The organism is Isoptericola sp. NPDC057191, from assembly GCF_042670225.1.
Taxonomy (GTDB): domain Bacteria; phylum Actinomycetota; class Actinomycetes; order Actinomycetales; family Cellulomonadaceae; genus Isoptericola.
Genome location: NZ_JBHUWC010000133.1, coordinates 1 through 11,362 on the forward strand (window position 1 = coordinate 1; position 11,362 = coordinate 11,362).

Here is an 11,362-nt window from a genome sequence, read left to right on the forward strand (position 1 = left end):
GTCCGGCACCCAGGCCGGCCGTTGCAGCGCGGCCCGGGCGGCGGAGCACCGCCCGGACGCTCGCCGCAGCCCGTCGGCTGCGGCGTCGAGCAGGGCGGCGGCACCCTGCACGGCGTCCGCGTCGACCCGCGCCAGCCCGCGCCCGCCCGTCACGACGAGGGTCTCGGCCGGCGGCAGCCCACGACTCATCGGGCGAGCACCGCCTCCGCCTCGTCCAGGACCTGCCGGTCGTGGTCGAGGCCCGCCAGCAGCGCCTCGACGTCCTGCCGGAACCGGTCCGCCGCCCCCGACTCCCACGGCACCGCGAGGCTGCGACGCGCGCCGACGGCGGCGTCGTCGAGGTCGTGACGGGTCGCGAGCAGCAGGTACCGGGCCTCGGCCAGCGGCGCGGTCGCGAGGCCGGAGGTCGGGGCGAACGGAACGGGCGGGGAGGGCGGTGCGGGCGTGGTCATGTCCGGGACGCTAGGGCGCCGGCCCCGGCCGTGGGGCCGCCGCGAGCTGCTCCTGTGGACCGCCGGCTCCTGGGGACAGGCTCGGGGCGGCCCGCCGCCGCGACGGCGTCCGCTACCGCGGCAGGACGCGGTCGAGCCGCGCGGGGTCGGACAAGATGTCGATGCCGACCACCCGCCCGGCGCGGACCGTGAAGGCGAGGACGGAGTACACCGTCCCGTCCTCCACCACCGTGACGAGGCCCGGAGACCCGCCGACCAGCGCGAGGCGCGAGTACTGCGCCGTACCGAAGTGCAGGCGCGCCTGCTCCGCCACCGCGGCCGCGCCGCGCAGCACCCGCGACAGCTCCCCCGGCCCGTAGTCGAGGCGCACGGTGACCTCGGGGTCCAGCAGCGTCACGAGCCCGTCGAAGTCCCCCGCCTGCGACGCGGCGAGGTACGCCGCCACCACCTCACGGCGCCGCGCGACGTCGTCCTGCGCGGGAACGGCACCACGCACCTTGCGCCGCGCCCGGCTGGCGAGCTGGCGGGTCGCGGCGAGCGACCGGTCCACCAGCGGCGCGATCTCCTCGAAGGGGACGGAGAACTGGTCGTGCAGCACGAACGCGACCCGCTCGGCGGGGGCCAGGGTGTCCAGCACGACCATCATCGCGGCACCGACCTCGTCCGCCTCCACGGCCCGCCGGTCCGGGGCCTCCAGTTCGTCCACGGGTGCGACCAGCAGGTCCGGCAGGTGCCCGTCCCAGTCGGCCTCCCGGCGCGTGCCGCGCGAGCGCAGCAGGTTCAGCGCCACCCGGCCGACGATCGTCGTCAGCCAGCCTCCGAGGTTCTCCACCCCGGCCGTGCCGGCCGCGTGCGCCCGCAGCCAGGCGTCCTGGACGGCGTCCTCCGCGTCGGCCGTCGAGCCCAGGACGCGGTACGCGACCGCGCGCAGGTGGGGGCGGAACGCCTCGAACTGGTCCGCGCCGAGCTGGTCCGTGCTCATCGGTCACACTCCTTCGCCGCGTCGTGTCAGAGAGATGACAGCATCCGCTGCCGGTGCCTGACGAGCCGTGCCCACCCCACCACGGGCCGGTGACACCGGCTCATCCCCGAGGAGCCCTCATGACCCCCCTGACCTCCACCGACACCTGGACCCGCGACCTGTCCGCCGTCCTGACCGGTCGCCTCCTGGTGGCCGGCGACGACGGGTTCGAGCAGGCGTCCACGCCGTGGAACCTCGCGGTGCGGCAGCCCGTCGCCGCCGTCGTCGAGGTCGCCGACGCCGACGACGTCGCCGCCACGGTGCGACACGCCGCGGCCGCGGGGCTCGCCGTCGCCGCGCAGTCCACCGGCCACGGGGCGTCCGGCGACGTGGCGGGCACGGTCCTGCTGCGCACCGGCCGGATGGACGGCGTGCGCGTCGACCCTCTGCGCCGCACGGCGCAGGTGGGCGCGGGCGCGTCCTGGGGCGCCGTGCAGGCGGCGGCCGCCCCGCACGGCCTCACGACCCTCCTCGGCAGCGCCCCGGGCGTCGGCGCCGTCGGGTACACGCTCGGGGGCGGGCTGGGGTGGTTCAGCCGCCTGCACGGCCTTGCGGCGGACCACGTGCGCTCGTTCGACGCCGTCGACCCGGCCGGCGAGCGGGTGACGGTCACGGCCGTGACCGACCCCGACCTGTTCTGGGCGTTGCGGGGCGGTGGCGGCGACCTCGCCGTCGTGTGCTCGATGGAGATCGACCTGGAGCCGGTCCCCGCGTTCGCCGGCGGCCGCCTGGCGTGGCCCGCCGAGCGCGCCGCCGAGCTGCTCGCCGTCTTCCGGGAGGTCACCGCGGCGGCGCGACCGGAGCTCAGCGTGTGGCTGTCCCGGATCGAGGCGCCCGGCGCGCCGGCCGTCGTCGTCGTGCACGTCGCCCACGTGGGCGACGCCGCCGAGGCGCGCGACCTGCTGCGGCCGTTCGCGGCCGTGCCCGGCGTGCTGGGGCCGGGCGTCGACGCCGCGATCGGCGCGGTCGACCTGGCCGCCGGCGGCGACATCACCGCCGACCCCACGGCCCCGGCCGCCGGACGCTCGCGCGCCGAGCTGCTGCGCGGGATCGACGACCAGGCCGTCGAACGTCTCTTCACCTCGCCCGTCGCGCCGCTGCTGATGCTGCAGCTGCGGCACCTGGGCGGCGCGCTCGCCGGGCCGACGGCCGACGCGGGCGCGCTGGGCGCGATCGCCGAGCCCTACCTGCTGTACGCGTTCGGGCTGGCGTTCGAACCGGCCCTCGCGGCCGCCGTCGGGCAGCGGCTCGAGCGCCTGCCGGCCGAGCTCGCCGGCACCGCCACCCTGCGCAAGCCCGCCACGTTCCTCGCCCCGGGCGAGAGCGCGGCGGCCGCGTACGGCGACGCCGCCCTCGCACGGCTGCGGGACCTCAAGCGGACCCGCGACCCGCGTGCCACGATCCGGGGCGCGTACCGGCTGCTCGGCTGAGCCCGCGGACGTCACGGCGGCCCGTGGGAGAATGGCCGCCGTGACCTCCCCCGCGCCGCAGACCTCACCGTCCGACGTCCAGAACCGCGTGAACCTCGCGGACGTCACCCCGCCGATCGCCCTCGGGCCCTTGGACGGCCGCTACCGTGGCGCCGTCGCGCCGCTGGTGGATCACCTCAGCGAGGCCGCGCTCAACCGGGCGCGCATCCACGTCGAGGTGGAGTGGCTGGTCACGCTGTGCAACGGCACGGCCGAGGCGCCCGGCGCCGTCGTGCCCGGGGCCCCGACGCTCACGGACGCCGAGATCGCCTACCTGCGCAGCGTCCCGGCGACGTTCGGCGCGGAGGAGATCGCCGAGCTCGCCGCCATCGAGCGCGAGACCGTGCACGACGTCAAGGCCGTCGAGTACTTCATCAAGCGCCGCATCGCGGCCGCGCCCGACGTCCTGGGCGAGACCAGCCTGCCGGCCGCGAGCGAGCTCGTGCACTTCGCGTGCACGAGCGAGGACATCAACAACCTCTCCTACGCGCTCATGGTGCAGGGCGGGGTGCGCGACGTCTGGCTGCCCGCCGCCACGGCGCTCACCGACCAGCTCGCCGACATGGCCCGCGAGCACGCCGACGTCCCCATGCTCAGCCGCACGCACGGGCAGCCGGCCACGCCGACGACGATGGGCAAGGAGCTCGCCGTCCTCACCCACCGCCTGCGTCGCCAGCTGCGCCGCATCGACGGTGCCGAGTACCTGGGCAAGCTCAACGGCGCCACCGGCACCTACGGCGCGCACACCGTCGCCGTCCCGGGCGCGGACTGGCCCGCCGTGTCGAAGGGGTTCGTCGAGCACCTCGGCCTCACGTGGAACCCGCTGACCACGCAGATCGAGTCGCACGACTGGCAGGCCGAGATCTACGCCGACGTCGCCCGGTTCAACCGGATCCTGCACAACCTGGCCACCGACGTGTGGACGTACATCTCGCTCGGCTTCTTCACGCAGATCCCCGTCGCCGGTGCCACCGGGTCGTCGACCATGCCGCACAAGGTCAACCCGATCCGCTTCGAGAACGCCGAGGCGAACCTCGAGATCTCCTGCTCGCTGCTCGACACCCTGTCCGCGACGCTCGTCACGAGCCGCCTGCAGCGCGACCTCACCGACTCCACCACCCAGCGCAACATCGGCCCGGCGTTCGGCCACTCGCTGCTCGCGATCGACAACGTCCGCCGGGGGCTCAAGGCGCTGAACGTGAACGTCGCGCTCATGGCCGACGACCTCGACGCGAACTGGGAGGTGCTCGGCGAGCCCGTCCAGTCCGCGATGCGCGCCGCGTCCGTCGCCGGCGTCGAGGGCATGGAGAACCCGTACGAGCGTCTGAAGGAGCTCACCCGCGGGCAGCGCGTCGACGCCGCGCGCATGCGCGAGTTCGTCGCCGGTCTCGGTCTGCCCGACGACGTCGCCGCGCGCCTCGCGGACCTCACGCCCGCGTCGTACACCGGCATCGCCGCGCAGCTGGTCGAGGACTACCTGGCCTGACCCGCGCCCCGCCCCGGGGCCGAACAGGTGGTTTCGCACCCTCTGGGCGCGGAGAACGTGGACAACCACCTGTTCGGCGTCGGACGGGGGCAGGTGGGTGAGTGCCCTGGTCAACGGCGCCGGGTTGCCGCTACTGTTCGCAGCCGTGCGGCCATGGCGGCCGCCTGCGACGGAGAGGCACCATCCGCATGCACGCTCGCTCGTTCGTCACCGCCGGGGTGCTCCTCGGCCTCGTCGCCACGGGCCTCGCCCCGGCGGCGCAGGCCGCCCCGCACCCGGTCGCCGACAAGGTCACCGCAGTCCCGGCCGGCGACCCGCCCGCGGCGCACCCCGTGCCGGCGCAGGTGCGGCGCGCGGCGCTGCGCCAGGACGCGCGGCGGTCCGACCTGCGTACGGCGACCGCCGACGTGACGGGCTACGCGACCGTCGGGATCACCTGGGAGAGCACGCCGGACGCCAAGGACCTCACGGTGTCGGTGCGCACCAGCGAGGACGGGCGCACCTGGTCGCCGTGGGAGGCCGTCGAGACCGAGGCCGGCCCGGACGGCCGGGTGTCCGGGACCGAGCCGCTGGTGGTGGGCGACGTGGCCAGGGTCGCGGCCCGCGTCACCGGCCCGGGCGTGGCGGCGACGAGCGGGCTGACGCTCGCCGTGGTCGACCCGGGCGACTCCGCCGCGGACGACGACGTGCCGATGCCGGCGCTCGCGACGTCGCCCTACGGGGCAGCCGTCGGGACGGCGCTCACCCCGCCGACCGCGCCCGTCGTCAACAGCCGCGCGGCATGGGGCGCCGACGAGTCGATCATGACGTGGGCGCCGCAGCAGGGCCAGGTCCGCGCCGCCACGATCCACCACACCGCCCACTCCAGCACCGCGAACTCCTACACGGCCGCCGACGTCCCCGCCATCCTGCGGGGCATCTACGCCTACCACGCGAAGACGCTCGGCTGGGGCGACATCGGCTACAACTTCCTGGTCGACAAGTTCGGGCGGGTGTGGGAAGGCCGCGCGGGAGGCATCACCGCGCAGACCATCGGCGCGCACGCCAAGGGGTACAACACCAACGCGACCGGCATCTCGGTGCTCGGCAACTTCGACGAGGCCACCGTGCCGGACGCCGCGGTCGACGCGGTCGTCAACCTCGCGGCCTGGAAGCTCGCGCTGCACGGGGTGAAGGCAGACGGCTCGACCACCATCGGCGACTCCACCCTGCCGACGATCTTCGGGCACCGCGACGTCGCGGCCACCGCCTGCCCGGGCGCGTCCCTCTACCAGCGCCTGCCCGAGATCCGGCGTCGCGCCGCGGCGGCACAGGTGGCGGCCGCGCAGGACCCGACGGTGCTCAAGGTGCCCCACGGCACCTTCGTGCGGCTGGCGGACGGCACCGTCGGCATGGTCGAGAACGGGCGACGGCACCTCGCCTCCTGCTGGGTCGTCCAGCAGTACGGCGCGACCTGCGCGGGCGCGCTCCCGGTCACCAGCGCGCAATGGGGTGCGCTCACCGCGGGCGGGCGCCTCTATCGCACGCTGCACGCCACGGACGGCCGCATCTTCTTCATGCAGGACGGCGTCCGCCGTGAGGTCTACGACGCCGCCTCGCTCACGGCGGCAGGCCAGTCGACGACGGCGGTCCGGGCGTCCGCGAACGCGATCTCGCGCCTGCCGTACGGCAAGCCGGTGGTGCGCGGAGGCGTCGTGGTCGTCAGCCGGAGCACCGGGAGCCGGTGGCTGGTCGTGAACGGCCGGCGTTCCCCGCTGCCCTCCGTGTTCAACGCGTACACGCCCCTCGGTGCGCTCACGCACCGGAAGCTGGACTCGGCGAGCGTGAGCCGCATGACCACCTCGAGCACGACGAACGGCGTCGTCCGGCTCAAGGACACGACGCGCAAGTACCTGCTGACGACGCGCGGGCTGGTGCGGATCGACGGGACCGGCTCGCTGCGCAGCGGCACCGACGTCCGTGTCTGGGACCGGACGCTGAAGCGTGCGGTGCCCACCGTCTCGGACCGCGCAGCGAGCAAGGTCGCGCTCCGCGTGCGGGACCGCACCCAGCTGTACGTGCTGCGCAAGGGCGTCCTGCACCCGGTCGCGAGCAAGGCGCGGCTCACCAAGGTCTTCGGTGGGACGACGCCCCCGATCCGCGTCGTCCTGCGCGCCACCCGGCTCGAGTTCCCGGTGGGCTCGGCCTGGTGACCGGTGACCGGTGACCGGTGGCCGGTGACCTGACCCTGGCCTGACATGGTCCGGGTCAGGTCGCCATCGCCTGCTGACCGAGGACGGCGAGCAGCGCGAGCTTCTCCTCCGCCTCGGAGCGCGGCGGCGCGGTGAGCACCAGCAGAGCCTGGGTCTGGTCCTCGGTGAACAGCACCTGGCAGTCCAGCTCGATCGGGCCGACCTGCGGGTGCAGCAGGGTCTTGTGGTCGGCGAAGCGCTGGTGCACCTCGTGGCGCTCCCACAGCGCGGCGAACTCGTCGCTGCGCGCCTGCAGCACCCGCACCAGCTCGCCCGCCCGCGAGCGCGACCCGAGCATCCCGTGCGCCACGCGCAGCGTGGAGACGAGGGAGCGGCCCTGCCGGTCGCGGTCGTCGGCCGGGTACAGCTCGCGCTCGGCGGGGTCGGTGAACCAGCGGTAGACGTCGCTGCGCGCCCACCCCGTCAGCGTGGAACGGTCACCCAGCAGGGCGACGGCGAGGTCGTTCGCCACGAGCGTCTCCCCCAGCGCGGAGAGCACGAGGGCGGGCGTGTCCGTCAGCCGGTCGAGGACCCGCAGGAGCGGCGGCGCGACGTGCGAGGACAGCGTGACCCGGTCGGGGGTCCCGCGCCCGGCCACGCGGAACAGGTAGTCCCGCTCGTCGTCCGTCAGCCGCAGCGCCCGCGCGAGCGACGCCAGCATCTGCTCGCTGGGCTGCGGGCCGCGCTGCTGCTCGAGCCGCGTGTAATAGTCGGCGGACATGGCCGCGAGCGCCGCGACCTCCTCGCGTCGCAGCCCCGACGTCCGACGGCGCGCCCCGGCGGGGAGGCCGACGTCGGCGGGCTGCACCGTCTCGCGACGACGGCGCAGGAACTCGGAGAGGGCGGCACGGTCCATGCCCCCATCGTCCGTCTCCGGCGCGGGCCGGGCCAGCGCCGTTGGGGCCTCAGCCAGGGACTGCCGGTCCCCCGATGACCGGTCCTCTCCCGCCCGCGTCCGGGGTGCCCGACGGTGGACGCATGGACATCACCCGCAGCACCGTCTTCATCCCCGGCGCGACCAGCGGCATCGGTCTCGCCCTCGCCCTGCGGCTGCAGGCTCGCGGCAGCACCGTCGTCGTGGGCGGCCGTCGCACGGCCCTGCTCGACGAGATCGTCGCCGCCCATCCCGGGATCGACGCCGTGCGCATCGACACGGCGGACCCGGACAGCATCGACGCCGCGCGGCGCGAGGTGCTGGAGCGGCACCCGGACCTCGACGTCGTCGTCGCGATGGCGGGGATCATGCAGGCCGAGGACTGGACGTCGCCGGACTTCCTGGCCACGGCCGAGCGGACCGTCGTCACGAACCTGCTGGGCCCGATCCGGCTCGCGGCGGCGTTCCTGCCGCACCTGCGCACGCGCCCTGGCACCGCGCTCGTCACCGTGTCGTCGGGGCTGGCGCACGTGCCGCTCGCAGCGACCCCCACGTACAACGCGACGAAGGCCGCGATCCACCGTCTCAGCGAGGGCATCCGGCTGCAGCTGGAGCCCGCGGGCGTGCAGGTCGTGGAGATCGTGCCGCCCGCCGTCCGGACCTCGCTCATGCCGGGGCAGGAGGACAGCCCGATCGCGATGCCGCTCGACGCGTTCGCGGACGAGGTGGTCGCGCTGCTGGCCGCGCACCCGGACGCGCACGAGGTCCTCGTCGAGGGCGTGAAGTTCCTGCGGTTCGCGGAGACGTCGGGCGCGTACGACGCGACGGTCGCGCGGCTCAACGCCACCGACCCCCACGCCACCGACCGCCACGCCACCGACCGCCGTGCCGCCGCCGCTGCCCGGGCCTGACGACCCGGTGGGCGGCGGCGGACGCGGTGGTGGTGGCGGTGGTGGTGGCGGTGGTGGTCAGGGCCTCGTCGTGTCGATGTACCGGGTCGCGACGAACCCCTGCCGGCCGTTGACGTAGACCTTGACCCAGCCGTCGGACGCCTGCCAGATCTTCTTGACCGCCTTGCCCTTGCCCAGGGTGTCGAGGATCGCGCTGCTCGTGCTCGGCTTCGCGCGCAGGCGCAGGCTGTTCACCTGCACGTAGCGGGTGCCGAGCGACGTGAGCGTGGGCGAGACGTAGTCGGCGTGCATCCAGCCGGTGGTGCCGTCGCGCGTGACCTTGCGCCAGAACCCGGAGCTCGCACCGGGCTTGGCGGTCATCTTGCGGTTGACCCGGACCTCCCGGACCACCCGGTAGTTCGTGCCCGGGCCGCTGCGCAGGTTGACGCGGGCGGTCGTGTAGTAGGTGCAGGACGTCGGCACGACGCGCCGGTACGCCCACGACGCGCCGGTGCTGAGCGACGCTCCGTGGTTCTTCATCCAGTACAGCGGGTCGACGGTCCGTCCGGAGCCCTTGTACTCGCCCTTCCAGATCTCGAAGTGCAGGTGCGGCGCCGTGGACGTGCCGGCGCTGCCGACGTCGGCGATGTGCTGCCCGCGCTTCACGGTCTTGCCGGTCTTGACGTACCGGTCGCCGTCGATGACGTGGCCGTAGACGGCGTACACCCGGGTGCCGTCCTTGCGGAACCGCAGCACGACCACCTGGCCGAACCCGGGCGCCGACCCGGCCTTCACGACCGTCGCGTTGGCGATGGCCTTGATGTCCACGCCCTTCGACGCGCTCATGTCCTGGCCCAGGTGGTACGCGGACGCCGACTTGATCGGCATGCAGCGCGGCCCGTAGTACGACGACAGTCCGTACGTCTTGTCGGGCAGCGGCCTGCTGACGGCGGACGCCGCGCCCGCGCCGGCTATCCCGCTCGTGAGCGCCATGACGGTCGCGATCCCCATCGTGACCCCGGTCGTGATGATGCGTCGGACAGTGCGCATGTCGGCCCCCCTCAAAGCCCCGGGCAACGTTGCCCAGGAGGCACGGTAAGCACGCCTGGCGGGGTGGCGCGCGCGGGGGAACATCCGCGACACTTGTCTTCACCGGTAACTCTGCGCATGAAAGTCTCTTACCCCCGCTCGAACCCCGGAGGATCTGCAATGACGCACCCGTCCGCCCCACGCGCCGCCGCCCTCGACCGGCGCGGCTTCCTCACCCTCGCCGCCGCGGGGATCGCCGGCTCGACGCTGTCGGTCACCGTCGGCTCGATGACGCCCGCCGGCGCCGCGGAGGCCCCCGTCGGCGCCGCGACCACCGGCACCTCGCGCAAGCGCGAGCTGCGGGCGATGTGGATCTCGTCCGTCGTGAACATCGACTGGCCGTCGCGCACCGGCCTCAGCGCCGACCAGCTCAAGGCCGAGTACCGGCACTGGCTCGACGTGGCGGTCGGCATGAACCTCAACGCCGTCTTCGTCCAGGTGCGCCCGACGGCCGACGCCTTCTGGCCCAGCCCGTACGAACCCTGGTCGCAGTACCTGACGGGCACCCAGGGCGGCGACCCGGGCTTCGACCCGCTGGGGTTCGCCGTCGAGGAGACACACGCGCGCAACCTCGAGCTGCACGCCTGGTACAACCCGTACCGCGTGTCCATGCAGACCGACCCGGCGAAGCTCGTGCCCGAGCACCCCGCGCGGCAGCACCCCGACTGGGTGTGGCCCTACGGCGGCAAGCTCTACTTCGACCCGGGCCTTCCCGAGGCGCGGGAGCACATCTACGCCGCGATCCTGCACAGCGTCGAGCACTACGACATCGACGGCGTGCACTTCGACGACTACTTCTACCCGTACCCCGTGGCCGGCCAGGTCCTGCCCGACGCCGGCACGTACGCGGCGCACGGCGACGGCTTCGCGACGATCGAGGCGTGGCGCCGCCACAACGTCGACACCTTCGTCCAGACGATCTCGGGGCGGATCAAGGAGCTGAAGCCCTGGGTCAAGTTCGGGATCAGCCCGTTCGGCATCTGGCGCAACCGGTCGTCGGACCCCGCGGGCTCGGACACGGCGGGGTCCCAGAGCTACGACGGCCAGTTCGCCGACACCCGCAGGTGGGTGCTCGAGGGGTGGCTCGACTACATCAACCCGCAGATCTACTGGCAGTTCGGGCTCGCCGTCGCCGACTACCGCAAGCTGGTCCCGTGGTGGGCGGACGTCGCCGCCCGGTCCGGCACGCACCTGTACGTCGGCGAGGCGCTGTACAAGGTGACGTCCGGGGTGTTCACCGACCCGGCAGAGCTGTCGAACCACCTCACCTACTGCGCCGAGGTCAGCGACCAGGGCACGCCCGTGCACGGCAACGTGTACTTCTCGGCGGTGCACGTGCCGCAGGACCCGAAGGGCTCGATGTCCCGCGTCCGCGCCGACCACTACAGCCACCCCGCGCTGATCCCCGCGATGGCGCACCTGCCGGCCACGGCGGTCCGCGTGCCCGTGCTCGCCGAGGCGGTGGCCGGGCCCGGTGGCGTGGCCCTCAAGTGGCTCGACACCGGCCCGCGACGCACGGCCGCCACGTCGTTCGCCGTCTACCGCGCGGCAGGGCGGGACGCCGTCGTCGACGTCGAGGACGCGCGGAACCTGCTGGCGACCGTACGCTCGACGGGCGACGTCGAGCAGTTCTACACCGACAGCACGGCCGCGGAGGGCGACAGCTGGACCTACGTCGTCACCGCGCTCGACCGGGTGTGGAACGAGTCGCGGCCGAGCCGCCCGCGCTCGGTCTGAGGACAGCCACCCGCAGGAGGCGACGATGCCCCGGAACCGCACCTCGCTCAGCGCCGCCGTGCTCCTGGTGGCCGGCGCCTTCGTCGCAGCCCTGCTCCCGCCCGGCGCCGTAC

The 11,362-nt window shown here is 74.2% G+C and carries 10 protein-coding genes; 5 read left to right on the plus strand and 5 right to left on the minus strand.

Going from position 1 to position 11,362, the window contains the following annotated elements; translation table 11 throughout:
- The 3 genes from ACFT55_RS14945 to ACFT55_RS14955 all read right to left on the minus strand — a co-directional run.
- The coding region (locus tag ACFT55_RS14945; RefSeq protein WP_380244630.1) for a hypothetical protein at positions 1 to 189 on the minus strand (189 nt) is incomplete at its 3' end.
- Complete coding sequence (locus ACFT55_RS14950; protein ID WP_380244631.1) at positions 186 to 452, minus strand: hypothetical protein; 267 nt, start codon at positions 450 to 452, stop codon at positions 186 to 188. The genes ACFT55_RS14945 and ACFT55_RS14950, both read right to left, overlap by 4 nt.
- Positions 453 to 564: 112 nt before the next feature.
- On the minus strand, positions 565 to 1,434 hold the full coding sequence (locus ACFT55_RS14955; RefSeq protein WP_380244632.1) for a sigma-70 family RNA polymerase sigma factor: 870 nt from the start codon (positions 1,432 to 1,434) through the stop codon (positions 565 to 567).
- Between the two features lie 119 nt (positions 1,435 to 1,553).
- Here ACFT55_RS14955 and ACFT55_RS14960 point away from each other — a divergent pair, with 119 nt between their 5' ends.
- The 3 genes from ACFT55_RS14960 (at position 1,554) to ACFT55_RS14970 (ending at position 6,620) form a co-directional block, all read left to right on the plus strand.
- Positions 1,554 to 2,903 carry an FAD-binding oxidoreductase gene (locus ACFT55_RS14960; protein WP_380244633.1) on the plus strand — a complete coding sequence of 450 codons (1,350 nt, stop codon included), beginning with the start codon at positions 1,554 to 1,556 and terminating at the stop codon, positions 2,901 to 2,903.
- A 31-nt stretch (positions 2,904 to 2,934) separates the two neighbouring features.
- The gene (purB, locus tag ACFT55_RS14965; protein ID WP_380244634.1) at positions 2,935 to 4,428 is read left to right on the plus strand and encodes an adenylosuccinate lyase; all 1,494 of its coding nucleotides are present in this window, start codon (positions 2,935 to 2,937) and stop codon (positions 4,426 to 4,428) included.
- A 188-nt stretch (positions 4,429 to 4,616) separates the two neighbouring features.
- A complete protein-coding gene (locus tag ACFT55_RS14970; RefSeq protein ID WP_380244635.1) occupies positions 4,617 to 6,620 on the plus strand; it encodes a peptidoglycan recognition protein in 2,004 nt (667 codons plus the stop codon).
- Positions 6,621 to 6,675: 55 nt separating this feature from the next.
- On the opposite strand, the gene ACFT55_RS14975 is transcribed toward ACFT55_RS14970, so the two are convergent.
- Entirely contained in the window at positions 6,676 to 7,515 is an 840-nt protein-coding gene (locus ACFT55_RS14975; protein ID WP_380244636.1) for a helix-turn-helix transcriptional regulator, read from the minus strand.
- Between the two features lie 122 nt (positions 7,516 to 7,637).
- Between ACFT55_RS14975 and ACFT55_RS14980 the strand changes: the two genes are divergently transcribed.
- The gene (locus ACFT55_RS14980) at positions 7,638 to 8,444 is read left to right on the plus strand and encodes an SDR family oxidoreductase (protein ID WP_380244637.1); all 807 of its coding nucleotides are present in this window, start codon (positions 7,638 to 7,640) and stop codon (positions 8,442 to 8,444) included.
- A gap of 57 nt (positions 8,445 to 8,501) precedes the next feature.
- Here ACFT55_RS14980 and ACFT55_RS14985 read toward each other — a convergent pair whose 3' ends face one another.
- Positions 8,502 to 9,473, minus strand: a complete 972-nt coding sequence (locus ACFT55_RS14985; protein WP_380244638.1) for an SH3 domain-containing protein — start codon at positions 9,471 to 9,473, stop codon at positions 8,502 to 8,504.
- A gap of 159 nt (positions 9,474 to 9,632) precedes the next feature.
- On the opposite strand from ACFT55_RS14985, the gene ACFT55_RS14990 reads away from it, so the two are divergent.
- Positions 9,633 to 11,249, plus strand: a complete 1,617-nt coding sequence (locus ACFT55_RS14990; RefSeq protein ID WP_380244639.1) for a glycoside hydrolase family 10 protein — start codon at positions 9,633 to 9,635, stop codon at positions 11,247 to 11,249.
- The last annotated feature ends 113 nt before the right edge of the window (positions 11,250 to 11,362 follow it).

What these genes read in the sequence shown, in the direction of transcription:
- ACFT55_RS14950 (WP_380244631.1), bottom strand. Translation starts at nt 452, where the DNA reads ATGACCACGCCCGCACCGCCCTCCCCGCCCGTTCCGTTCGCCCCGACC.
- ACFT55_RS14955 (WP_380244632.1), bottom strand. Translation starts at nt 1,434, where the DNA reads ATGAGCACGGACCAGCTCGGCGCGGACCAGTTCGAGGCGTTCCGCCCC.
- ACFT55_RS14960 (WP_380244633.1), top strand. Translation starts at nt 1,554, where the DNA reads ATGACCCCCCTGACCTCCACCGACACCTGGACCCGCGACCTGTCCGCC.
- purB (WP_380244634.1), top strand. Translation starts at nt 2,935, where the DNA reads ATGGCCGCCGTGACCTCCCCCGCGCCGCAGACCTCACCGTCCGACGTC.
- ACFT55_RS14970 (WP_380244635.1), top strand. Translation starts at nt 4,617, where the DNA reads ATGCACGCTCGCTCGTTCGTCACCGCCGGGGTGCTCCTCGGCCTCGTC.
- ACFT55_RS14975 (WP_380244636.1), bottom strand. Translation starts at nt 7,515, where the DNA reads ATGGACCGTGCCGCCCTCTCCGAGTTCCTGCGCCGTCGTCGCGAGACG.
- ACFT55_RS14980 (WP_380244637.1), top strand. Translation starts at nt 7,638, where the DNA reads ATGGACATCACCCGCAGCACCGTCTTCATCCCCGGCGCGACCAGCGGC.
- ACFT55_RS14985 (WP_380244638.1), bottom strand. Translation starts at nt 9,473, where the DNA reads ATGCGCACTGTCCGACGCATCATCACGACCGGGGTCACGATGGGGATC.
- ACFT55_RS14990 (WP_380244639.1), top strand. Translation starts at nt 9,633, where the DNA reads ATGACGCACCCGTCCGCCCCACGCGCCGCCGCCCTCGACCGGCGCGGC.